The 21,972-nt window shown below is 73.4% G+C and carries 20 protein-coding genes and 1 riboswitch; of the genes, 14 read left to right on the top strand and 6 right to left on the bottom strand.

Annotated elements, in window-relative coordinates; translation table 11 throughout:
- Positions 1-49 precede the first annotated feature (49 nt).
- The 3 genes from JCO01S_RS16370 (at position 50) to JCO01S_RS11055 (ending at position 3,592) form a co-directional block, all read left to right on the top strand.
- A complete protein-coding gene (locus JCO01S_RS16370) occupies positions 50-883 on the top strand; it encodes an AMP-binding protein (RefSeq protein WP_157074580.1) in 834 nt (277 codons plus the stop codon).
- Positions 880-2,064 (top strand): thiolase family protein, encoded by a 1,185-nt coding sequence (locus JCO01S_RS11060; protein ID WP_068255333.1) that lies wholly within the window; start codon positions 880-882, stop codon positions 2,062-2,064. The genes JCO01S_RS16370 and JCO01S_RS11060 overlap by 4 nt, the downstream gene beginning before the upstream one ends.
- A 70-nt stretch (positions 2,065-2,134) precedes the next feature.
- A complete protein-coding gene (locus JCO01S_RS11055) occupies positions 2,135-3,592 on the top strand; it encodes a glyceraldehyde-3-phosphate dehydrogenase (protein ID WP_068255331.1) in 1,458 nt (485 codons plus the stop codon).
- Between the two features lie 36 nt (positions 3,593-3,628).
- Here JCO01S_RS11055 and JCO01S_RS11050 read toward each other — a convergent pair whose 3' ends face one another.
- Positions 3,629-5,161, bottom strand: a complete 1,533-nt coding sequence (locus JCO01S_RS11050) for a metallophosphoesterase family protein (protein WP_068255329.1) — start codon at positions 5,159-5,161, stop codon at positions 3,629-3,631.
- An 82-nt stretch (positions 5,162-5,243) separates the two neighbouring features.
- Between JCO01S_RS11050 and JCO01S_RS11045 the strand changes: the two genes are divergently transcribed.
- Entirely contained in the window at positions 5,244-6,908 is a 1,665-nt protein-coding gene (locus JCO01S_RS11045) for an FAD-binding dehydrogenase (protein ID WP_068255328.1), read from the top strand.
- Between the two features lie 55 nt (positions 6,909-6,963).
- Here the strand turns inward: JCO01S_RS11045 and JCO01S_RS11040 are convergent, their stop codons facing one another.
- Positions 6,964-7,440, bottom strand: a complete 477-nt coding sequence (locus tag JCO01S_RS11040; RefSeq protein ID WP_281189205.1) for a bacterial proteasome activator family protein — start codon at positions 7,438-7,440, stop codon at positions 6,964-6,966.
- Positions 7,441-7,514: 74 nt separating this feature from the next.
- Between JCO01S_RS11040 and JCO01S_RS11035 the strand changes: the two genes are divergently transcribed.
- The 3 genes from JCO01S_RS11035 to JCO01S_RS11025 are packed head-to-tail and all read left to right on the top strand — an operon-like array spanning position 7,515 to position 12,114.
- Positions 7,515-10,553 carry an FtsX-like permease family protein gene (locus tag JCO01S_RS11035; RefSeq protein WP_068255325.1) on the top strand — a complete coding sequence of 1,013 codons (3,039 nt, stop codon included), beginning with the start codon at positions 7,515-7,517 and terminating at the stop codon, positions 10,551-10,553.
- The gene (locus JCO01S_RS11030) at positions 10,550-11,386 is read left to right on the top strand and encodes an ABC transporter ATP-binding protein (RefSeq protein ID WP_068255324.1); all 837 of its coding nucleotides are present in this window, start codon (positions 10,550-10,552) and stop codon (positions 11,384-11,386) included. Before JCO01S_RS11035 ends, JCO01S_RS11030 begins: the two co-directional genes overlap by 4 nt.
- Positions 11,383-12,114: an ABC transporter ATP-binding protein gene (locus tag JCO01S_RS11025; protein WP_084342841.1), complete on the top strand. Its 732-nt coding sequence runs from the start codon at positions 11,383-11,385 to the stop codon at positions 12,112-12,114. Before JCO01S_RS11030 ends, JCO01S_RS11025 begins: the two co-directional genes overlap by 4 nt.
- A 54-nt stretch (positions 12,115-12,168) precedes the next feature.
- On the opposite strand, the gene JCO01S_RS11020 is transcribed toward JCO01S_RS11025, so the two are convergent.
- A complete protein-coding gene (locus JCO01S_RS11020; protein ID WP_068255364.1) occupies positions 12,169-13,146 on the bottom strand; it encodes an NAD(P)H-quinone oxidoreductase in 978 nt (325 codons plus the stop codon).
- Complete coding sequence (locus JCO01S_RS11015) at positions 13,146-13,451, bottom strand: DUF4235 domain-containing protein (RefSeq protein ID WP_068255323.1); 306 nt, start codon at positions 13,449-13,451, stop codon at positions 13,146-13,148. The genes JCO01S_RS11020 and JCO01S_RS11015 overlap by 1 nt, the downstream gene beginning before the upstream one ends.
- A 121-nt stretch (positions 13,452-13,572) precedes the next feature.
- Positions 13,573-13,677, top strand: a riboswitch (TPP riboswitch).
- 72 nt (positions 13,678-13,749) lie between these two features.
- Here JCO01S_RS11015 and JCO01S_RS11010 point away from each other — a divergent pair.
- The 3 genes from JCO01S_RS11010 to JCO01S_RS11000 are packed head-to-tail and all read left to right on the top strand — an operon-like array spanning position 13,750 to position 17,223.
- On the top strand, positions 13,750-14,391 hold the full coding sequence (locus JCO01S_RS11010; RefSeq protein WP_068255322.1) for an ECF transporter S component: 642 nt from the start codon (positions 13,750-13,752) through the stop codon (positions 14,389-14,391).
- Complete coding sequence (locus tag JCO01S_RS11005) at positions 14,388-16,667, top strand: ATP-binding cassette domain-containing protein (RefSeq protein ID WP_245634412.1); 2,280 nt, start codon at positions 14,388-14,390, stop codon at positions 16,665-16,667. Before JCO01S_RS11010 ends, JCO01S_RS11005 begins: the two co-directional genes overlap by 4 nt.
- Before the next feature lie 58 nt (positions 16,668-16,725).
- On the top strand, positions 16,726-17,223 hold the full coding sequence (locus JCO01S_RS11000) for a flavodoxin family protein (protein WP_068255321.1): 498 nt from the start codon (positions 16,726-16,728) through the stop codon (positions 17,221-17,223).
- 41 nt (positions 17,224-17,264) lie between these two features.
- On the opposite strand, the gene JCO01S_RS10995 is transcribed toward JCO01S_RS11000, so the two are convergent.
- Together JCO01S_RS10995 and JCO01S_RS10990 are read right to left on the bottom strand one after the other, a co-directional pair.
- Positions 17,265-18,017 carry a hypothetical protein gene (locus JCO01S_RS10995; protein ID WP_068255316.1) on the bottom strand — a complete coding sequence of 251 codons (753 nt, stop codon included), beginning with the start codon at positions 18,015-18,017 and terminating at the stop codon, positions 17,265-17,267.
- A gap of 16 nt (positions 18,018-18,033) precedes the next feature.
- Positions 18,034-18,621, bottom strand: coding sequence for a DinB family protein (locus tag JCO01S_RS10990; protein WP_068255314.1), 588 nt, complete (start codon positions 18,619-18,621; stop codon positions 18,034-18,036).
- 158 nt (positions 18,622-18,779) lie between these two features.
- On the opposite strand from JCO01S_RS10990, the gene JCO01S_RS10985 reads away from it, so the two are divergent.
- From JCO01S_RS10985 to JCO01S_RS10970, 4 genes are all read left to right on the top strand, one after another.
- Positions 18,780-19,454, top strand: a complete 675-nt coding sequence (locus JCO01S_RS10985) for a DUF1361 domain-containing protein (RefSeq protein ID WP_068255313.1) — start codon at positions 18,780-18,782, stop codon at positions 19,452-19,454.
- A 22-nt stretch (positions 19,455-19,476) separates the two neighbouring features.
- Positions 19,477-20,685 carry an MFS transporter gene (locus JCO01S_RS10980; RefSeq protein ID WP_068255311.1) on the top strand — a complete coding sequence of 403 codons (1,209 nt, stop codon included), beginning with the start codon at positions 19,477-19,479 and terminating at the stop codon, positions 20,683-20,685.
- A 60-nt stretch (positions 20,686-20,745) separates the two neighbouring features.
- On the top strand, positions 20,746-21,450 hold the full coding sequence (locus JCO01S_RS10975; protein WP_068255307.1) for a DsbA family oxidoreductase: 705 nt from the start codon (positions 20,746-20,748) through the stop codon (positions 21,448-21,450).
- 81 nt (positions 21,451-21,531) lie between these two features.
- Positions 21,532-21,972: mycothiol transferase (locus JCO01S_RS10970; protein WP_157074579.1), on the top strand; the 441-nt coding region annotated here is incomplete at its 3' end.

The following is a 21,972-nucleotide window of genomic DNA, read 5'->3' as shown; positions in this document are numbered from 1 at the left end:
CTCGAGGACGACCCCGACCTGGCGAAGGTCTTCTTTCTCCCGACTCCGGCTGGTCTTCAACGCGGCTGCTGCGCTGCCGTCGGCGCTGCGCACCCGGATGCGGGCGGTCGCGGAGCGGACGACCGGCCACCCGGTGCCGATCACCGGCTCGTGGGGCCTGACCGAGACGGCGCCGGCAGTGACGAATGCCCACTACGACTTCGAGGAGTCGGGCAACATCGGGGTGCCGCTGCCGGGCGCCGACGTGCTGCTCGTGCCCTCGGGCGACGCCTACGAGATCCGCGCCCGCGGGCCGATGGTCACCCCCGGGTACCTCCACCGCGAGGACCTGACGGAGGCCGCCTTCGACGACGAGGGCTTCTACCGCACCGGTGACGCGGTCACCCTCACCGACCCCGAGGACCCCGACCGCGGCCTGCTCTTCCGCGGCCGCATCGCGGAGGACTTCAAGCTGGCGACGGGGACCTTCGTGCGCGTCGGTGCGGTGCGCACCGCGCTGCTCTCCGCCTGCCCGATGCTCTCCGACGCCGTCATCACGGGCGAGAACGCCGACGAGGTCTGCGCGCTCGCCTGGCCCCACGCGGGCGAGGTCGCCCACCTGCTGGGGCGCGTGGCCACCGTGGACGGGGAGGTCGTGCACGACCCCGAGCTGGCCGAGCACGTGGCGCGGGCCCTGGCCGAGTACAACGCCACCGTCGGCTCGGCCGGCCGCGTCGTCCGCGTGCTCCTGCTTGCCCGCCCCGCCGGCCTCGACAGCGGGGAGATCACCGACAAGGGCTACGTCAACCAGCGCAAGGTGCGTCAGCTGCGCGCCGACCTCGTCGAGATCCTCCACGACGGGAGCGAGAGCCCCGCCGTCATCACCGCAAGGAGCGCCTCATGAAGCTGCCCGACGTCGCCGTCCCGGCGGGGATGGTGTGGAGCTCCCCCTTCGCCAAGTGGCAGGGCAGCCTCGGCGGGGTCTCCAGCCTCGACGTGGCCGCCGCGGTGACCAGCCGGGCCCTCGCCGACCGGGGCCTCGCCCCCGAGCGGCTCACCGGGCTGGTGCTCGGATGGTCGGTCCCGCAGCCGGAGATCTTCTACGGCACGCCGCTGCTCGCCGCGCGCATCGGCGCGGAGGGCCTGACCGGGCCGATGGTCAGCCAGGCCTGCGCGACCTCGGTCGCCGCGCTGCAGGCGGCGGCCACCACGACCGCGGACGGGGACGTGCGGCTCGTCGTCGCGACCGACCGCACGAGCAACGGGCCGACGCTCGTCTACCCGGACCCGAACGGCCAGGGCGGCGCCCCGACCAGCACCCACTGGGTCCTGGACAGCTTCTCCCGGGACCCGTGGGCCGGCTCCAGCATGATCGCCGCCGGCGACCTCGTCGGGCGCGAAGGGGGCTTCACCCGGCAGCAGGCCGACGAGCTGAAGGTGCTGCGCCACGAGCAGTACACGAGCGCGCTCGCCGAGGGCCGGGCCTTCCAGCGCCGCTACATGGTGCCGGTCGAGGTCGGCTCCGGCCGCCGCGCGGTCACCCTCGAGGCCGACGAGGGGATCCGGCCGGTCGACCCGGAGTCGATCGCCGGACTGCGCACCGTGGACCCGGAGGGCATCCACACCTTCGCCACCCAGACCCACCCCGCCGACGGCTGCGCAGGTGCCGTGGTGGCCACCACCGAGGCCGCCCGGGAGCTCTCCGGTGGCGAAGGGGTCGTCCGTCTCCTCGCGACCGGCACCGCCCGGGTGGGGCGGTCGCGGATGCCGGAGGCGCCGGTGCCCGCGGCGCGGGAGGCGCTGGCTGATGCCGGGCTGACGATGGAGGACGTCGACCTCGTCACGACGCACAACCCCTTCGCCGTCAACGACCTGTACTTCTCCCGGGAGACCGGCTACCCGCTGGAGCGGATGAACGTGCGTGGGTCCTCGTTGGTCTTCGGTCACCCGCAGGGCCCGACCGGGCTGCGCTCGATCGCCGAGCTCGTCGAGGAGCTGCGGCTGCGCGGCGGCGGTACCGGGCTCTTCACCGGCTGTGCCGCAGGGGACTCCGGCATGGCCCTCGTCGTGCGCGTGGAGGACTGAGCGCCCCGGTCGCGGCCCGGGCTGCGGCCGGTGCCGGTGCACGCCCTGTTCGGGGCTATCCTCTGGCCTCATGACGACGCAGCAGAGCACCACCGCAGCAGACGAGCACTTGGCCGAGTGGGCCGAGCGCCAGGCCAAGGCCGAGGCCATGATCCCCCTCGTGGGGCGCCTGTATCGGGAGAACGGTGTGGTCACCTCGATCCACGGCCGCTCCCTCCTGGGCCAGTCCTCGACCGACATCCTCAAGGCACACCGCTTCACCCGCCGCGTCGACGTCGAGCTCGACGTCAGCGACACCCTCCCGGTGCTCGAGGCGCTCGCCCGCCTCGACCTGGGCCCCGCCTCCATCGACATCGCCCGGCTGCACCGTCGTCGCCTCGAGGTCGGTGGCGACGTCTCGCTCGAGGACTTCCTGCGCAGCGAGCTCGGTGACGTCGTCGGCGGCTCCGGCGACGGCGAGCAGTCCTGCACCGACGTCGTCCTCTACGGTTTCGGCCGGATCGGGCGCCTGCTCGCGCGCATCCTCATCGAGCACGCCGGCACCGGGCACGGGCTGCGGCTGCGCGCGGTCGTCGTGCGCAGGGGCGCCGACAACGACCTCATCAAGCGGGCCAGCCTGCTGCGGCGCGACTCCGTCCACGGCTCCTTCGACGGGACCATCACCGTCGACGAGCGCAACAACACCATCCTCGCCAACGGCACCCTCATCCAGGTCATCTACTCCGACGACCCGGCGAGCGTCGACTACACCCAGTACGGCATCGAGCACGCGATCGTCGTGGACAACACCGGCCGTTGGCGCGACCGCGAGGGCCTCTCCCAGCACCTGAAGTGCCCCGGCGTCGACCGCGTGCTGCTCACCGCCCCGGGCAAGGGTGGGGTGCCGAACATCGTCAGCGGCATCAACGACGACATGATCGGCGACGCGCAGGACATCGTCTCCGCCGCGTCGTGCACGACGAACGCGATCGTCCCGGCGCTGAAGGCGGTGGGCGACGAGTACGGCATCGTCGGCGGGCACATCGAGACGGTGCACGCCTTCACCAACGACCAGAACCTCACCGACAACTTCCACAAGGGTGAGCGTCGCGGCCGTTCCGCCGCGCTGAACATGGTCCTCACCGAGACCGGCGCCGCCAAGGCCGTCGCCAAGGCGCTGCCGGAGCTCGAGGGCAAGCTCACCGGGAACGCGATCCGCGTCCCCACGCCGAACGTCTCCATGGCGATCCTCAACCTCACCCTGGACACGCCCGCCGAGCGCGACTCCCTCAACGACTTCCTGCGCCAGACCTCGCTGTACGGCGACATGCACAAGCAGCTGGACTTCGTCGACAGCCCGGAGGTCGTCTCCACCGACTTCGTCGGGAACCGTCACGCGGGCATCGTCGACGGCCGCGCCACCGTCACCACGGGCGACCGGTGCATCCTCTACGTCTGGTACGACAACGAGTTCGGCTACTCCTGCCAGGTCGTGCGCGTCCTCGAGGAGATGGCGAAGGTCCACCCGCCGTCCTTCCCGCAGGTCTGAGGAGGGCCCCAACCGCCCCTCGGCACGCCCCCTTCGTCACTCCGGCGAAGGGGGCGTGACCGTCTCCACCTGCACGTCACCACCACCGCCGCAGCTGCGCTCCTGCGTCGTGGCGTCGGTCTCCTCGGCGATGCGCTCAGCATTGACGATCGAGAGCGAGTCGTAGGTCGGCTGCCCGGAGATGACCGAGCGGAACTGGTAGCGGGTGAGGGTCTGCGGGCGGCAGTCCGTGCCGAAGGTCAGCACGTCGAAGGAGTTCGGCTGGTCCACGAGCTCTCCGTCGGCGCCGGCGACGAAGTGGCGCAACGTCCCTGCCCCGGTGAAGGTCCCGACCTGGATCCGGTTGCCCTCCAGGCCCGGCACGTGCTTGTGCCCGTTGATCCGTAGCTGGCCGGGAACCCCCTCCACGGCGGCCGGCTCGTGGGAGACCGTCAGGTCGGGCGGGGGCCGGTCGCCCCACGCCGCCAGCCACCGGTCCCGGGCCTCGTGCTGCTTGTCGGGGTCGTCCTTGTCCGGGTCCCGGAAGTACCGCGGGTCGTTGAAGCCGGCGATCCGCACGCCCCCGACCGTGACCTCCCGGTAGTCGCCGGGGGTCGGCTCGAGCAGGCGGACCCCCTTCGTGTCAGCGAGCCGGCGCAGCAGGTGGGTGTCCTCCGGCGACCCGGCGTCGTGGTTGCCGCGGACGAAGACGTACGGCACCCCGAGCGTGGCGATGGTGTCGTGCAGCCGGGACAGGCCCGCCTCGACCCGCCCCCACGTGATGAGGTCCCCGGAGTCGATGACGACGTCGATGTCCTGCTCGGCGATGATCGTCGACATGAGCGCGTACTCGTCGGCCGAGTGGATGTCCGAGACGAGCAGCACGCTCACCGCGCTCCCGCTCGGGATCTGCTCCGGGGCGTACTCCTGCTGCAGCGCCGTGGAGAGTGCGAGCAGGTTGCGCAGGTAGGGGGTGGCCTGGTCGGCGCGCGTGGAGATGTCGCCGAGCAGGTTGCGGTTGGCCACGGCCAGCTCGAGCAGGCCGGTGCTGCTGAGGGTCTCGAGCCGGTCCGGGTGGTAGGAGTGGCGCGCGCTCGCGCCGGCCGCGCCGACGACGAGGAGGGTGACGACGACGCCGCCGGCGGCGGTCTTCTTCGTCGGCAGCCCCCGGCGGTACAGGCCGATGCCGAGCAGCACCAGGCCGAGGCCGGCCACGCTGCCGCCGGCCATCCGCAGCGCGAGGCCGGTCGCCGCCTCGCGGATGACCCGGGCGCGCTCCTCGTCCCCGACGGCGAGCGAGGCGCGGGTGACGTCCCCGGACTCGACGAGCTCGGTGATCTCCTCCTTGACCCGGGGCTCGACCCGTATCCCGGGGGCGAGTCCGGAGAAGTGCGCCGAGGCGCTGCCCACGACGGTGTCGGACCCGATGCTGCTGCGCTGCGACCAGTGCGGTGAGAGGCTCACGTCGGCGGCGTAGTAGGTGGTCTCCACCGTCACCGGCCACAACGCGGCGCCGGTGAGCCCACCGCCCAGGGCGGCGACCGTGAAGAGCGCCGCCAGCCCGGCGTCCCGCACCCGCAGCCAACGCATGGCCACAGCGTAGGTGTGCCGGGGTGACCGGGGCCCGGACCCGCGTTGCTACCGGTGAGTAACCTTCGGTAATGTCCGGTGCATGGATGCTGATGCCCTCGTCGTGGGTCATGGTCTCGCCGGTCTCGTGGCCGCCGCCGAGCTCGCCGATGCCGGCCGCACGGTCGTGCTCGTGGACCAGGAGAGCGAGGCCAACCTCGGGGGGCAGGCGCACTGGTCCTTCGGCGGCCTGTTCTTCGTCGACTCACCCGAGCAGCGCCTCATGGGCATCAAGGACACGAGCGAGCTCGCGTACGCCGACTGGATGAACACCGCGGGCTTCGACCGGCCCGAGGACCACTGGCCCCGGGAGTGGGCGAAGGCCTACCTCGACTTCGCCGCCGGGGAGAAGCGGGCCTGGCTGCACGCGCAGGGCATGCGCTGGTTCCCCATCGTCGGGTGGGCCGAGCGCGGCGACGGCTCCGCGCACGGCCACGGCAACTCGGTGCCCCGCTTCCACATCACGTGGGGCACGGGGCCGGGGGTGGCCGCCCCCTTCGTCCGCCGGGTCGAGGAGGCCCGCGACCGTGGCCTGATCACCTACGCCCACCGGCACCGGGTCGACGAGGTCCTGGTCGAAGGGGGCACGGTCGTCGGCGTCCGCGGTGCCCGGCTGGCGCCGGACGACGCCGACCGGGGTGTGGCCACCAACCGTGACGTCGTCGGGGACTTCGAGCTGCGGGCGCCCGTCGTCCTCGTCGCCTCCGGGGGGATCGGTGCCAACCACGACCTCGTCCGGCAGAACTGGCCGGAGCGTCTCGGCACCCCGCCGGAGCGCATGCTCACCGGGGTCCCGGCCCACGTCGACGGCCGGATGATCGCGATCACCGAGGCCGCCGGCGGCCGGGTCATCAACCGCGACCGGATGTGGCACTACGTCGAGGGCATCCGCAACTGGGACTCGATCTGGGCCGGCCACGGCATCCGGATCCTGCCCGGCCCGAGCTCGCTGTGGCTCGACGCGACGGGCGATCGCCTGCCCGCCCCCTACTTCCCCGGGTACGACACCCTCGGGACCCTCGCCCACCTGCGGAGCACCGGCCACGACCACAGCTGGTTCATCACCAACCGGTCGGTGGCGGGCAAGGAGTTCGCGCTCTCGGGGTCGGAGCAGAACGCCGACCTGACCGGCAAGGACTTCGGCCAGGTGGTCCGGAAGCGCTCGCTGTCGGCGGTGACCCCGTCGATGCAGGCCTTCCTGGACAAGGGCGCCGACTTCGTCATGGCCGAGACGGTCGAGGAACTCGTCGCGAAGATGAACGGGCTGCTCGAGGAGGGCGAGCCGCAGCTGGACGTCACCCACGTGCGCCGGCAGCTCGACGAGCGGGACGCCCAGACCGAGAACCCCTACTCCAAGGACGCCCAGCTCGCGGCGATGACGGTCGCCCAGCGCTACCGCGGGGACAAGATCTCCAAGCGGGCCTATGCCACGCACCGGTTGCAGGAGAAGAAGAAGGGCCCGCTCGTCGGGGTCAAGCTGCACGTCCTCTCCCGCAAGACCCTCGGCGGCTTCGAGACCGACCTGTCCGCGCGCGTGCTGGGCCAGGACGGGCAGCCGGTGCCGGGGCTGTACGCGGCCGGGGAGGCCGCCGGCTTCGGCGGCGGCGGCGTGCACGGCTACCGGTCGCTGGAGGGAACCTTCCTCGGCGGGTGCATCTTCTCCGGGCGGGTGGCCGGACGGGCGATGGGCGCCGAGCTCGGGGACTGACCCCCCGGTCCCTGAGGTGTGGAGGCCGCCCGCGGCCGGAGCCTCGAAGGGTGCCTCAGAGGTACTGGCCGGTGCCCTCGGGTGGACCGCCGTCGGAGTGCTTCGCCGGGCCGGCGCTCTGCGGCAGCGTGCGCATCTCGTGCAGCTGGGACTGCGCGCTGACCTGCTGGGCGACCAGCGCGGTCTGGATCCCGTGGAAGAGCCCCTCGAGCCAGCCGACGAGCTGGGCCTGGGCGATGCGCAGCTCGGCATCGCTGGGGTCGCTCTCCCCGAAGGGCAGTGCGATCCGGTCCAGCTCCGCGACGAGCTCGGGGGAGAGGCCGTCCTTCAGCTCGGCGATCGAGCGCTCGTGGATCTCGGCCAGGCGCGTGCGCCCCGCGTCGTCCAGCGGGGCGCTGCGCACCTCCTCGAGCAGCTGACGGATCATCGTGCCGATGCGCATGACCTTCGCCGGCTGGTCGACCATCGGGCCCTGGGGCGCGGGAGCGTCCGCTGAGGACCGGGCAGGGGGGTTCGGATGGGATGAGGTCATAAGCCCCATGGTGGCCCATCCGGCCCTTATGGTGTGACCCACGTCATTCCATCGAAGGGGGGGAGTGCGACCGCATGTGGTCTGCCCTGCGCCACCGGCGCGGCCAGGTACTGGTCCTCCTCCTCGTCTCCGCACTCGTGGCGACGTGTGCCGCCTTCGCGCCGATCTTCGCGCGCAGCGTCGACCAGGCGGTGCTGCGCACCCACGTCGAGCAGGCCGACCCCAACGAGGTCGCGACCGGCCTGACGTACACGCGGGATCCCGGCCGCAAGGACAAGCAGATGCCGCGGGACATCGAGGCCAAGGTGCCGGCGGCCCTCACGGCGATCTCGAAGGACCCGATCGGCGACGTGTCGACGGCCACGCAGATCCCACCCGTCCCCGGCAAGCAGCCCTCGCCGCTCGTCGTGCGCGCCCCCGACGATGTGTGCGGGCACGTGACGATCACCAAGGGGTCCTGCCCGGACGCCCCCGGTGAGATCCTCGTCTCCCGCGCGGACGTCCGGGCGTGGGGGTGGGAGCAGGGCCGCACCTTCGCCATCGGCCAGGAGCGGCCCTCCCCCTTCGCCCCGCAGCCACCGGACGTGGAGCTGACGGTCGTCGGGGTCTACCAGGTCACCAAGGCCGCCCCCGGCTACTGGTTGGAGAACCGCCCCGACGGGAAGTCCGGTGTTCCGCAGCCGGGCCTGGACAGCGTGCCCGGCATCGACGACTTCCTCACCACCCCGGCGACCTTCGAGAAGTACTTCCCCGGCGCGGTCGTCTCGGTGCAGCTGCCGCTCGACCCGAGCAGGGCCACCCTCGACTCGCTGCCCCGGGCGGCCGCCGCCAGCGACCGGATGGCGAAGGACGACCCGGCAGTCTCGGTGAGCCAGTCGGTGGGCGAGCTCGTCGACGAGGTGTCCGTGGCGCGCTCGCAGACCGCGATCATCGTCCCCTTCGTCGCCCTCCAGCTGGGGCTGCTCGCGGTGGTCGTGCTCTTCCTCGTCGCGCAGGCCGCCGTCGAGCAGCGCCGCCACGACGTCGCCCTGGCCCGGCTGCGCGGACGCTCCCGCGCCGGGGCACGCCGGCTGCTGCTCTCCGAGCTCGCGGTCCCGGTGCTGCTCGGGGTTCCCGTCGGGCTGCTCGCGGCCATGGGGCTGGCGGTCGTGGTGCGCCGCCTCGTGCTGCCGCCGGACATCCCCTACGAGGTCCCCCTCGTGGTCCTGGTGTGGTTGCTGGCGGCCCTGCTCGTCTCGCTCGCCGCGGTGGCGGTCGCCGCGCGCCCGGTGCTGCGCGAACCGGTCTCGACGCTGCTGCGCGAGGTCCCCCCGGCACCGACCGGGGGCCCGCACATCGTTGAGGCGATCATCGTCGTCCTCGCCCTCGTGTCGGTCGGCGGGCTGGCGAGCGGGACGATCTCCGGGCCCGCGGCGCTCGCGGCCCCCACGCTGCTCGCCATCGCGGTCGGTCTCGTCGCCGCCCGCCTGCTGCCGCCGCTGGCCACCCGTCGAGCGGCGCGGGCGATGCGACGCGGCCGCATCGCGGCGGTCATCGCCGCCCACGGCATCGCGCGACACTCCTCGGCCCGCCGGGCCCTCGTCGTGACCACCGTGGCGACGGCGGTGGCGGTCTTCGGTGCCAATGCCGTCGTCGTCGCGGACGCCAACCGGCAGGATCGGGCGGACCTGGAGACCGGCGCACCGGCCGTGGTCACCGTCTCGGCGACCTCGACCACGGAGCTGATGAAGGTGGCACAGCGACTGCAGGAGAAGGGCGTCGAGACCAGCCCGGTGGTGACCATCAAGCCCTCCGACCCCGGCGCGGACAAGACGATCGCGGTCGACCCGCAGACCTTCGCCGGCGTGACCAACGACGACCTGACCGACGGCCTGGACCTGAAGGCACTCCGGCTGCCCGAGCAGGACCCGATCATGCTCAAGGGCAAGCACCTCACCGGTGAGGTCAGCTGGGATCTCACCCGGACCAGGGGCATCGAGGGTCGCCCCTCGCTCAAGGTCGACATCACCACCGCCAGTGGTGACGAGCTCACCCGGGACCTGCACGTGCTCGGGCCGAAGGACCACGGCAGCGACCGGATCCACGCCGACCTGCTCTGCCCGAGCACCTGCCGACTGGACGGGCTGCGGGTCGCCTCCACCGGATCCACCGGCTCGCGGATGACGGCCGACGTGAAGATCAAGGACCTCGGTGTCGACGGACGGGCTCTGCCCGTCGACGGCGAGGGCACGTGGCGTGAGCCGGGGGAGGGCGCCGGTGGGCCCGGGCTGACCGTGACCACGAAGGGAGACACCCTCGAGCTGAACGCCCGCTCCCGTAACGGTACCGACGTCACCGCCGTGGTCGCCGACGTGCCGAGACCGCTGCCCGCCCTCGTGAGCGGCACGAAGGGAGCCGCCGACCGGGACATCATCACCATCGCCGGGGGGCAGACGACGGTGCACCCGGAGCAGACCGTCGCCGCGCTGCCGGCGGTGACCGACCAGGGCGTGCTCGTCTCGCTGCCCGCGCTCTCCCGCCTCAGCCGGGCCATCGATCCCGAGCGCGGCCGGGCCCAGCTGTGGCTGGCCGACGCCTCGCCCTCCTCGGTGGACCGGGCCCGCGACGTCGCCGTCGAGGAGGGTCTCGGTGTGCGCTCGGTCGAGACGACGAGCAGTGCCAAGCAGGCCTACGACCGGTCGGCCTCGGCGTGGGGGCTGCAGCTGGCACTGCTGGCCGGCGTGCTCGCCGTCCTGCTGGGCGCCCTCGTCCTGCTCGTCCTCGCGGTGACCGGGTGGCGGGCCGTCGTCGCCGACGTCGCCGCCCTTCGCGTCAGTGGGGTGGCACGGGCGGACGCGGCGAGGGCCGCGCGCACCGAGAACCTCCTCACCGTCGCCGTCGGGATCGTCCTCGGGGTGGTCTGCGCGGTCATCGGGGCGGCGGTCGCGATGCCGTCGGTGCCGCTCTTCACCGAGCCCGCCGCGGTACCCGTGCCCGACTTCTCCACGGCTTGGTGGGCCGTCGGCCTCGCCGCCCTCGTCACGGCGGTCCTGCTGCTCGCGATCGCGCTGCTGCTCGCCCGGTGGGTGCTGGGCCGGGTGCGCCTGGCCGCAGCGAGAGGGGAGTCGATGTGACCGGCGTGCCGGTGCGCACCCAGGGGCTGGTGCACATCTACCGGGCGGAGGGCCACGACGTCGCGGCGCTCTCCGGGGTCGACCTGACCGTCGCCGCAGGAGAGCGCATCGCCCTGCTCGGCCCGAGCGGTGCGGGCAAGTCGACACTGCTCTCGCTCTTCGGCGGGCTGCTGCAGCCGAGCGCCGGGCGGATCCACGTCGGCGAGCACGAGCTCTCGGCGATGAGCGAGGCCGAGATCGACGGCTTCCGGGCGGGCGAGGTAGGCATCGTGCTGCAGGGAGCGGCGCGCAACCACATGCCCTGGCTCAGCGCCCACGGCAATGTCGACTTCGCCCAGCGGGCCGCCCGCCGGGGCGGACGGGAGGTCCCGGACGCCGACGAGGTGCTCGACCTCGTCGGGCTCGCCGAGGTCGCCCACGAGCCGCTCGGGCACCTGGCCCCCGGCCAGCTGCAGCTCGCGGCGCTCGCGGTCGCGCTGGCCAGCGGTCCGGGCCTGCTCCTCGGTGACGAGCCGACGAGCCAGCTGGACCACGAGGCCCGCGACCGGGTCCTGGCCACCCTCGCGCACGTCGGGGACACCCTCGGGACGACGATCATCGTCGTCACGCACGACCCGGAGGTCGCCGCCGCCTTCCCCCGCACCGTGACGATCCGGGACGGACGCGTCGGGGGCGAGGGACGCAGCGGTGAGGAGTACGCCGTCGTCGCCGCCGACGGCTCGCTGCCGCTGCCGCCGCCGGCGATGGAGGCCTTCCCTCCCGGCACCCTGGTGCGCGTCCACGAGGACGAGGGCGGCCAGTGGCGGCTGACCGCCGAGGAGGGAGCGGGATGAGCCGACGTCATGGCGGTGGGGGCCGTCGGGGGCGGAGCGCGCCGCTGCAGCAGGCGCCGTCGGGGCCGCTCGTCGCGTCCGGGCTGGGCGTGACCTACGACGACGTGGTCGCGCTGAGCGACATCGCGTGCACCGCGCAGCCCGGTGAGGTCACCGCTGTCACCGGCCACTCCGGGGCCGGCAAGACCAGCCTGCTCTGGGCGGTCGGCGGGTTGCTCGCCCACGGGCAACGCACCGGGACCGTCACCGTGGGCGGGCACGCGATCGACTCCGAGGCGGACGCCCGCGCGGTGGGCTCGGTGCTCATCCCGCAGGGCAGTGCCCTCGCGGCGATCCTCTCCGCCGAGGACAACGTCGCCGTGCCGCTCGTCGCGGCGGGGGCCTCCGGGGACGAGGCACTCGCCCGCAGCCACAGCGCGCTGACCTCGGTCGGCCTCGAGGACCACACCAGCCACCTCGCCGAGGAGCTCTCCGGCGGGCAGCGCCAGCGCGTCGCCGTCGCGCGCGGGCTCGCGCTCGCCGAGCAGCACCTGGAGCGCGGTGGCGCCGCGGTGCTGCTCGCGGACGAGCCCACGTCCGAGTTGGACCACGACACCCGCGAGCGGGTCGTCGCGCTGCTGCACGCCATGGCCCGCAGGGGCGCGGTGGTGCTGATGAGCACCCACGACCCCGAGGTCGCCGAGACCGCCGACGCCGGCGTGCACCTGGACGACGGGAGTTTGGGGTGAGGGGCCTCGTTTCGAGGCTCGGGCCCGGGGGCCCTCGCACCTCAACGAGCAGGGTCAGGGCGTGAGCAGGATCTTGCCGACGTGGTCGCTGGCCTCCATCTCGCGGTGGGCGTCCGCCGCACGCGCCATCGGGTGGCTGCCCTGGATGATCGGGCGGACGGTCCCGTCCTCGAAGAGTGGCCAGACGTGCTCGCGCACGGCGGCGACGATCGAGGCCTTCTCCTCCGGAGGACGGGAGCGCAGCCCGGTCGCGATCACCGCGGCCCGCTTGCCGAGCATCTTGCCCAGGTCGAGCTCACCCTTGCGGCCGCCGAGCAGGCCGATGACGACCAGCCGCCCGGAGGTGGCCAGCAGGTCGACGTTGGCCGCGAGGTACTTCGCGCCGACGACGTCGAGGATGACGTTCGCGCCGTGCCCGTCGGTCTCCTGGCGGACCTTCTCGACGAAGTCCTCGTTCTTGTAGTCCACGAGGATCCCGGCGCCGAGCTCGGCGCAGCGGTCGAGCTTGGCCCGGGAGCCGGCGGTCACGGCGACCTTCGCGCCCATCGCGACGGCGAGCTGGATCGCCATGGTGCCGATGCCGGAGGAGCCGCCGTGCACGAGGAAGGTCTCCTCGGGCTGCAGCCCGGCCGTCATGAAGACGTTGGACCACACGGTGCAGACGACCTCGGGCAGGCCGGCGGCATCGGTGAGGGAGACCCCCGTCGGCACCGGCAGCAGCTGGGCGGCGGGCACGAGGACCTGCTCGGCGTAGCCGCCGCCGTCGACGAGGCCGCAGACCTCGTCACCGACGGACCAGTCCTCGACGCCCTCGCCGACCTCGCTGATCGTCCCGGAGACCTCGAGACCCGGCAGCGGGGAGGCCCCCTTCGGCGGTGGGTAGAAGCCCCTGCGCTGCATGATGTCGGCGCGGTTGACGCCGATCGCCGCGGTCTGCACGACGACCTGCCCCGGGCCGGCGGAGGGGGCCTCGACCTCGGTCAGGGTGAGGACGTCGGCCTCGCCGGGCTCGCTGATCGAGACGGCGCGCATCACTTGGCGGGCTTCGGGGGCAGGCCGCCCTTGCCGGAGTCGTCCATGCCGACGGGAAGGTGCCCGGCGGAGCGCTGGTAGAACTGCGCCGCCTTGCGGGTGGCCATCGTGCGGGCCAGGCCCACGGCGACGCCCGCGACGGTGGCGTAGAGGACGGCCTCGACGATGGGGCTGTCGGGGTTGTTCGGGTCGATGTCGAGGTCCTTGCCGGCCTTCTCCCAGATCGCGGCGATGACCTTCTTGGCGGCGATGCCCGCGACGACGGCGGAGCCGGTGCCGAGGACCTTCCAGACAAAGTTGCCCACGTGCTTTTCCCTTCGTCGAGCGCGACGGCACGGCATCGGCCGGCCGCCTCGGATACCTACCCAACAGTGTCACACGCAGCCCCGGGGCTGTCCCCGTGGCGGGGCAGGGGGATATGGTGGACGGGCACGACAGGGGAGCGCCGACGAGCGCTGAGAGTGCGGCCCACCGCAGACCCTCGTACCTGATCCGGTCAGCACCGGCGTAGGGAGTCGAGTTCTCAGGACCCGCCGTCGTCCGCGGGCACGGGTCCGCGGACGGTGGCGCGTCCTCCCTGTGAACACCACACAGGAGATCGCAATGACCACCACACAGACCCGCAAGCCCCGCTCGCGGACCGTCCTGGCGACCCGCCCGCTCACCGGCTGGCGCACCGTCGACCTGCTGACCGTCGCCTTCCTCGGGGTCGCCTTCGGCGTGGCCTACTGGGGCTACGGCCTGCTCTACAACGGGCCGATCTCCGCGCTCGGCTTCCTCTTCCAGCCGATGTTCGGGCTCTTCGTCGGCTTCTGGTTCCTCGCCGGCGTCGTCGGTGGTCTCGTCATCCGCCGCCCCGGGGCCGCCGTGGCCTGCGAGCTCATCGCCGCGATGGTCTCGGCGCTCTTCGGCACCCAGTGGGGCCTCACGACGGTCGTCTCCGGGCTCGCGCAGGGCCTCGGCGCCGAGTTGGCCTTCGCGGTCTTCGCCTACAAGGCCTTCGGCCCGGTCGTGGCCGTCCTCGCCGGCATGCTCTCCGCGCCCCTGGAGTGGGTCTACGAGATCGTCAGCTACTTCCCCGACTGGTCCTGGACGTGGAAGCTCGCCTACCTCCCGCTCATGGTCGTCTCCGGGGCGATCGTGGCCGGCCTCTTCGGTTGGGTGCTCACCGGGGCACTGGCACGCGCGGGCGCGCTCGGTCCCTTCCCGCCCGGGCAGGAGCTGCTCGAGCAGCGGGCCGTGTGAGCCCCGTGGGTGCGGTGGGGCAGGCCCCCTTCGTCCGGGGCCACGTCGACGCCGACGAAGGGGGAGGCGGTCGGCTCTCCGTCCGCGGCCTGACGTGGCGCCCTGCCGGGCGCCGGGAACCGGTGCTGCGCGACCTCGACCTCGAGGTGCCCGCCGGGCAGCGGGTGCTGCTCGTCGGTCCGAGCGGCTCCGGCAAGTCGACCCTGCTGCGGGCCCTGGCCGGGCTCCTGCTGACGGTCGACTCCGGGGACCTCTCCGGCGCCGTCGAGCTCGACGGGCGCGCGCCGGGGGAGCGGCCCGGCGCCGTGGGGCTCGTCCTCCAGGAGCCGGGGTCCGGCACGGTCGCGGCCACGGTCGGGCGTGACGTCGCCTTCGGGCTGGAGAACGTCGGCGTGCCACGGGAGGAGATGCCCCCGCGGGTCGCGGCCGCGCTCGCCGCGGTCGGCCTCGGGGAGCTGCCGCTGGACACGCCCACCCACACCCTCTCCGGCGGGCAGACCCAGCGCCTGGCACTCGCCGGTGCGCTCGCGCTGCGCCCCTCGCTGCTGTTGCTCGACGAGCCGACCGCGATGCTCGACGGGCCGACGGCGGCGGAGGTGCGGGAGGCGGTGCTCACCGGCGGCCGGGGCCTGACCACCGTGCTCGTCGAGCACCGGATCACGCCGTGGGTCGATCACGTGGACCGGGTCATCGTGCTCGACCGGGAGGGACGGGTGCGCCTCGACGGCCGGCCCCGGGAGGTGCTCGCGGGGCACGGCGAGGAGCTGGCCGCCGACGGGGTGTGGGTGCCGGGACTGCCCGCACCCGAGCCGCTGGCCATCGACCTGCCCGAGCTCGGTGTGGACTCCGGGACGCTGCTCACCGCCGAGCCGTTGCGGGTGGAACGCACCCGGCACCGCCTCGACGGGAGCAGCGAGAGCGCCACCGTCCTGGCGACCGAGCAGCCGCTGGTGGTCACGCCGGGGGAGACCACCGCGCTCGTCGGGCCGAGCGGCGGGGGCAAGAGCAGCTGGCTGGCGACGCTCGCGGGGCTGTTGACGCCGACCTCGGGTCGGGTCACCGGGCCCGACGGCCGTGCGGTCGAGACGTTGCCCGCGGAGGAGGTCGCGCGACTGGTCGGCTGGGTGCCGCAGTGGAGCTCCAGCTCGCTGCTCGCACGGACCGTGCTCGACGAGGTGCTGCTCGCCGGCCGCAACCTCGGCGGAGGAAGCTCGCGGACCGCTGCCCGTCACCTCCTCGACACCCTCGGCCTGGCCCACCTCGAAAGCGCCGACCCGCAGACGCTCTCCGGTGGCGAGCAGCGGCGCCTGGCCGTCGCCGCGGCCCTGGCCCACGGCCCTTCCGTGGTGCTCGCCGACGAGCCGACCGTCGGCCAGGACCGGGGGACCTGGGCTGCGGTCGCGGGACTGCTCGCGGCCCACCGGGCCCGGGGCGGGGCCGTGGTCGTCGCGACGCACGACCCCGACCTCGTCGCGCTGACCGACGCGGTGCGGGAGGTGCCGGCCCCCGCGGGAGCCGGCGAGTCCGACTCTCCCCGGGCGCGGGCGGTGCTCTCCGCATGCGGGCCGCTCTCGCTCTTCGCCGCCGCCGGCCTGCCGATGATCGCCGCGGTGCTCTCCCCGGGGTGGCAGGTCTCCTCGCTGGTCCTCGCCCTCGCAGCCATCGGCGCGGTCCTCGGCCTGGCGAACGTCCCGGGGTCCGGGCCCGGCTGGACCGACGCCGGGCGGTGGCGCGGGCTGGCGCTGCGGCTGCTGCCCGCGCTCGTCGGGGGCCTGAGCGTCGGCTGGTCCACGTGGCTGCTCGGCTCCCACGACATCGGGACGGCCGTCTCCGCTGCGCTGCGGATGCTGAACATCGTGGTCCCGTCGGCCATCGTCCTGGCCTTCATCGACCCGGACGACCTCGCCGACCACCTCGGTCAGCGGCTGCACCTGCCGCCGCGTCCGGTGGTCGCGCTCGGTGCCGCGCTGCAGCGCATCCAGTCCTTCGGGGCGGCCTGGCGCGAGGTCGGCTGGGCTCGACGGTTGCGGGGTTTCGGGATGAGCTGGCGCCGACCGCGGACCGTGGTCGCGCACCTGTGGCAGTCCACCTTCGGGATGCTGCTGCGCTCCCTCGGGTCGGCCGCCACCCTCGCGGTCGCGATGGACGCCCGGGGGTTCGCGGTCGCCGGTCGGCGCTCCTGGGCCGCACCCGCACCGTGGCGGTGGCCGGACACCGTGATCGTCCTGGTCGCGCTCCTCCCGCTCGGCCTCGTCGCTCTCGCACACCTGGTGTGATCGAGAGCCGCAGGTCCGGGGTGTGGCCGGGGAGGCCAGTGACAGGCACGATGGGGACATGGCACGTCTGCTCGTCGTCCACCACAGTCCCACCCGCTCGACCCGGGCGCTGCTCGACGCGGCGCTCGAGGGCGCGCGGCACCCCGACATCGAGGGGGTCGAGGTCCAGGTCGTCCCCGCGCTGGAGGCGACCGCCGATGACGTCCTCGCCGCGGACGGGTACCTGCTCGGGACCCCGGCGAACTTCGGGTACATGTCGGGGGCGCTGAAGCACTTCTTCGACTCGACCTTCCTGCAGGTCGGTGGCGCGCTGGACGATTCCGGCGGTGCCGGTGACGGCCCCGGCGCCGGCCCGACCGCCAAGCGCCCCTTCGGCCTGTGGGTGCACGGACGCTACGACCTCACCGGAGCGGTGCGCGCGGTCACCTCGATCGTGCAGGCGCTGGACTGGCGGCAGGCCTACGACATCGTCGAGGTCCTCGGGGACGTCGACGACGCGGCGAAGGAGCGGGCCACCGAGCTCGGCGGCACCCTGGCGGCCCTGCTCAGCAGCTGACCACCACCCACCCCGCCGCGGGTCGAGGTGGAACCGCCCGCCTATCCGCGCGCCAGGACCTCGACCCGTTCGCCGGCGCGGGCGACCTCGCCCTCGAGCTCCTCCACCCGGGCGGTCGCGTCCGCCAGCGCCTGCTCTGCCTCGGACCGGGCCAACCGCGCTGCGCTCAGCTCGCGCTCGGTCTCGCGGAGCCGGTCCCGCGCCTCCTCGAGCTCCGCGGCGCGGCGGGCGGCGGCCTCGTCGAGCTCCTCCTCCGGCTCCTCGCCGGCCGGTACCGGTGGCACGAGGCGAAGGGGCGTGGCCACCGCGTCATCGAGCTCCACCTCCCCGAAGCCCGCGTAGCGCAGGGCCCGCAGCAGCTGCCCGGAGGCCAGTGCCCGGCCGCTCGCCTCGTCGGCGAGGGCGGCGACCGCGGTGTCGGCGACCTGGTCCCGGGCGGCGGGCCCGAACCGTCGGCCCCGCTCCTCGGCCAGCCCGCGGACGGTCGCGACCAGCGCCTCGATGCGCTCGTGGCGCTCCGGTCGGGCCTCGGCCAGGGCGGTGCCGTCCCCCTTCGCCTGGGCGGTGCGCATCCGCTCGCCGAGGTCGCGCAGGTCGGCGATGACCGCGGGCTCGGTCCGGGCCACGAGGTTGAGCAGCCACGCGACGGTCGTCGGCTTGCGCAGGGCACGGATGTCCTCGGCGAGGCGCGGGTCGGCGGCCTTCTTCGCCGCGGTGGCCAGCCGGGTGCGGGTGGTGACGAAGTCGGCCGGGGGCGCGGCGTAGAGCGTCTCGGCCGCCTCGGAGAGGTCCATCCCCCGATCCTGTCAGTCAGCGATGTGCCTCGGCGATCCGCACGAGGCGGGCGTGGTGCTCGCGCCACCTCCCCTCGTGCCACTCCGGCAGGTTGTCGCCGACGCCGCGGTACCCGGTCAGCCCGTCGACCTGCTCCCGGAGGATGTCGGCGTGGCCCGCGTGCCGGGCCTCCTCCTGCAGCATGTGGCCGAGGACCTGCCCGAGCGTGACGACATTGCCATCGCGCCACCACGGCACGGAACCCTCCGCGTCGATCGGCAGCGCCCCGATCGTCTCGTCGGCGTGGGCGAAGCAGCCTCGGACCCACTCGAGCACCTCGGACATGGACTCGTCCTCGGTCGCGAAGAGGTCGGTGTCGTCCTCGGGGTCCACGCCCGGCGTGTCCCACGGGAAGGGCAGGTGCGGCGCCGGGCGCCCGAAGGTCACCCCGAAGTAGCCCAGCTCGCAGCAGGCGACGTGCTTGAGCAGTCCGAGCAGGTTCGTGCCGGTCGGCGTGCGGGGGAGGCGCGCGTCGTACTCGGACAGGCCCTGCACATTGGTGCGGATCGCCTGCCGCTGGGTGCGCAGCTGCTCGTGCAGCTGGGTCTTGAGGTCGGTGCTCATCCGTCGGGCTCCTTCGTCCGTCATCCTTCGTCCTTCGAGGCTACGGCCGCGGACGGCCTCCGCGCCTCAGGAAGCGAAGGATCGCGGAGGGCCTGCGCACCTTCGGGAGCGGAGAATGGACCCAGCGCGTTGTCAGCCGCGCTCGTTAACGTGACCGCATGTCATCCGCGACGACCGCCCTCCGACTGGCAGGGCTGACCCTGTTGCTCGTGGCGGCCTCCGGCCTCGCCTGCGGGCTGCAGCTGCTGCGCGCGCACCACACCGGCGAGGCCTCCTTCGGGTTCCTGTGGTGGAACCTCTTCCTCGCGTGGATCCCCTACCTCGTCTCGCTGCTCCTCGTGACCATGCACGCCGCGCGGGCGCGGTGGTGGGTGCTGGCCCCCTTCGGCGTGGTGTGGCTGCTCTTCCTGCCCAACGCGCCGTACATCCTCACCGACCTCATCCACGTCGGGGCGATCGGTGGGGTGCCGCTGTGGTTCGACCTGGTGATGATCAGTGCCTTCGCGGTGACGGGGCTCGCGCTCGGCCTCGCCTCGCTGCTGCTCGTGCACCAGATCGTCGCGGCGCGCCTCGGGTCCTTCGCCGGCTGGGTCATGGCGATCGCCTCGCTCGGGCTCTCCTCGATCGGGATCTACCTCGGGCGCTTCCCGCGTTTCAACTCCTGGGACGTGCTGACCGACCACGAGGGCCTGCTCGCCACCGTCCTCGGGCGCCTCGCGGACCCGCTCGGCAACGAGTTCCTGCTCGCCTTCGCAGGGGCGATGACGGCCACGCTCACCCTCGCCTACCTTGCGACGTGGTACGTCGGTCGGGGCGTGGTCAGAGCCGCCTGAGAGAGGTGGCACAGTACGGGGGGTGACGACTCCCGCCGCGACCTCGGCCCGGCGGCCACCGGTCCCCACCGAGATCTGGGTCCTCGTCGCCGCGGCCTTCGTCATCGCGGTCGGCTACGGGCTGATCTCGCCGGTGCTGCCGCAGTTCGCGCGCAGCTTCGACGTGAGCATCGCCGCGGCGAGCGTCATCGTCTCGGCCTTCGCCTTCTTCCGGCTCGTCTTCGCCCCCGGCGGCGGCTTCCTGGTCACCCGGCTGGGGGAGCGACCGGTCTACCTCACCGGGTTGATCATCGTCGCGGTCTCGACCGGCGCCTCGGCCTTCGCGCAGAACTACTGGCAGCTGCTCGTCTTCCGCGGCCTCGGCGGCATCGGCTCGACGATGTTCACCGTCTCCGCCATGGCGCTGCTCGTGCGCCTCGCCCCGCCCCGGATCCGGGGGCACGTCTCCTCGCTCTACGGGAGCGCCTTCCTCATCGGTGGTGTCATCGGCCCCGTCATCGGCGGTGCGCTCGGTGAGTTCGGGATGCGGGTCCCCTTCGTCGTCTACGGGGTGGCGCTGCTCATCGCCGCCTCCGTGGTCGCCGTCTTCCTCAAGGGGGCCTCGCTGCGCTCCCCGGAGGAGGGCGACGTGCTGCCGCCGATGCTGGTCGCGGAGGCCTTCAAGGACAGTGCCTACCGGGCGGCGATGGTCTCGGCCTTCTCGAACGGCTGGACCAACTTCGGGGCGCGGGTCGCGGTGCTGCCGCTCTTCGCCGTCGCCGTGGTCGACGAGACGTGGGCGGCGGGTGTCGTGCTGGCGGCCGGCGCGCTCGCCACCGCACTCACCCTGCAGGTCTCCGGTCGGGGTGCCGACCGGCTCGGGCGGCGACCGCTCGTGCTCGCCGGGCTCGGGCTCAGCGCGATCGGCATGGGCACGATGGGGCTCGCCGGCAACCTCGCCGTGATCATCGCGCTGACCTGCGTGCTCGGGGTCGGGGCGGCGATGCTCAACCCGGCGCAGCAGGCGAGCGTCGCCGACGTGGTCGGCAACGACCGGTCGGGCGGCAAGGTGCTCGCGGGCTTCCAGATGTGCCAGGACGCGGGTGCGATCGGGGGGCCGGTGCTCGTCGGCTGGGTGGCGGACGCCGCCGGGTGGGAGTTGGCCTTCGCGGTGTGCGGTGCCGTCTCCGCGCTCGCGACGATCCCGTGGCTGCTGGCCCGCGAGACCGTGGGCACCCACCACCGGGTCTGAGCCGGCTGCGTCCGGTTCCCGCGAGGGGAATCAAACCTGGACCGCGACAGTTCCCCGGGCATGCAGATCGACATCTGGTCCGACATCGCGTGCCCGTGGTGCTTCATCGGCAAGCGCCGTCTGGAGAGCGCCCTGGAGGACTTCGAGCACCGCGACGAGGTCGAGGTCACGTGGCACAGCTACCAGCTCGACCCGTCGCTCCCGGAGCACTACGACGGGACCGAGACCGAGTACCTCGCCTCCCGCAAGGGCATGCCGGAGGAGCAGGTGCGGCAGATGTTCGGGCACGTCGCCGAGCAGGCCGCCGGTGAGGGTCTGGCCTACGACTTCGACGCGCTCGTCGTGGCCAACTCGGCCCGGGCCCACGAGCTGCTGCACCTGGCCAAGGAGCGCGGCGTGGCCGGTGCGGTCAAGGAAGCACTGCTCTCGGGGCACTTCGAGCACGGGGCCGACATCGGCGACGTCGACACCCTGGTGCGGGTCGGTGTCGACGCCGGCCTGGACGAGGCGGAGATCCGCGCCGCCCTCGAGGACGGCCGCTACCGCCCATCGGTCGAGGCCGACGTCTCCGCGGCACGCCACATCGGGGTGACGGGAGTCCCCTTCGTCGTGGTCGACATGAAGTACGCCGTCTCCGGCGCCCAGCCCCCGGAGGTCTTCCGCGAGGTGCTCCAGAAGGCCTGGGCCGAGCAGACCCCCGCGATCCAGGTCGTCGGCGACGGATCGGGCGGCGACGCCTGCGGCCCCGACGGCTGCGCGGTCTGATCCCCTCCTCGTATCGGGAGGGGCGGGCTGCCCGGCCCTGAGGGCATTCCGTCCCCGAGCGCCCGGGCGTAGCGTCGGGGCATGACACCTGCAGACCTCTTCATCGACGCCTTCGACCGGGTGCGGGACGGCGCCTACGCCGTGCTGGACGGGCTGACCGAGGAGCAGCTGGCCCACCGCATCGCGCCCGACGCCAACTCCATCGCGTGGCTGGTCTGGCACGCCTACCGCGTCCAGGACGACCACATCGCCGACGCCGCCGGGCTGCAGCAGGTCTGGGCCGCGCGGGGCTTCATCGAGCACTTCGACCTCGACCTGGACGAGGACGACACCGGCTTCGGGCACACCTCCGCCCAGGTGGCCAAGGTGCGCGCACCGGCGGACCTGCTCGCCCGCTACGTCGAGGAGGTCCACGCCCAGACCGTCTCGTGGGTCGGTGGCCTGACGTCCGGCACCGACCTGGACTGGGTCGTCGACACCTCCTGGGACCCGCCGGTCACCCTCGGAGTGCGGCTCGTCAGT

Origin of the sequence: Janibacter corallicola NBRC 107790, assembly GCF_001570965.1 — a bacterium.
Classification (GTDB): Bacteria; Actinomycetota; Actinomycetes; order Actinomycetales; family Dermatophilaceae; genus Janibacter; species Janibacter corallicola.
The sequence above is the reverse complement of the archived record's forward strand: the minus strand, read 5'-3'. Positions and strand labels throughout refer to the sequence as shown.

Coding starts and splice junctions, on each gene's coding strand:
- JCO01S_RS11060 (WP_068255333.1), top strand. CDS start 880: ATGAAGCTGCCCGACGTCGCCGTCCCGGCGGGGATGGTGTGGAGCTCC.
- JCO01S_RS11055 (WP_068255331.1), top strand. CDS start 2,135: ATGACGACGCAGCAGAGCACCACCGCAGCAGACGAGCACTTGGCCGAG.
- JCO01S_RS11050 (WP_068255329.1), bottom strand. CDS start 5,161: ATGCGTTGGCTGCGGGTGCGGGACGCCGGGCTGGCGGCGCTCTTCACG.
- JCO01S_RS11045 (WP_068255328.1), top strand. CDS start 5,244: ATGGATGCTGATGCCCTCGTCGTGGGTCATGGTCTCGCCGGTCTCGTG.
- JCO01S_RS11040 (WP_281189205.1), bottom strand. CDS start 7,440: ATGACCTCATCCCATCCGAACCCCCCTGCCCGGTCCTCAGCGGACGCT.
- JCO01S_RS11035 (WP_068255325.1), top strand. CDS start 7,515: ATGTGGTCTGCCCTGCGCCACCGGCGCGGCCAGGTACTGGTCCTCCTC.
- JCO01S_RS11025 (WP_084342841.1), top strand. CDS start 11,383: ATGAGCCGACGTCATGGCGGTGGGGGCCGTCGGGGGCGGAGCGCGCCG.
- JCO01S_RS11020 (WP_068255364.1), bottom strand. CDS start 13,146: ATGCGCGCCGTCTCGATCAGCGAGCCCGGCGAGGCCGACGTCCTCACC.
- JCO01S_RS11010 (WP_068255322.1), top strand. CDS start 13,750: ATGACCACCACACAGACCCGCAAGCCCCGCTCGCGGACCGTCCTGGCG.
- JCO01S_RS11000 (WP_068255321.1), top strand. CDS start 16,726: ATGGCACGTCTGCTCGTCGTCCACCACAGTCCCACCCGCTCGACCCGG.
- JCO01S_RS10995 (WP_068255316.1), bottom strand. CDS start 18,017: ATGGACCTCTCCGAGGCGGCCGAGACGCTCTACGCCGCGCCCCCGGCC.
- JCO01S_RS10990 (WP_068255314.1), bottom strand. CDS start 18,621: ATGAGCACCGACCTCAAGACCCAGCTGCACGAGCAGCTGCGCACCCAG.
- JCO01S_RS10985 (WP_068255313.1), top strand. CDS start 18,780: ATGTCATCCGCGACGACCGCCCTCCGACTGGCAGGGCTGACCCTGTTG.
- JCO01S_RS10975 (WP_068255307.1), top strand. CDS start 20,746: ATGCAGATCGACATCTGGTCCGACATCGCGTGCCCGTGGTGCTTCATC.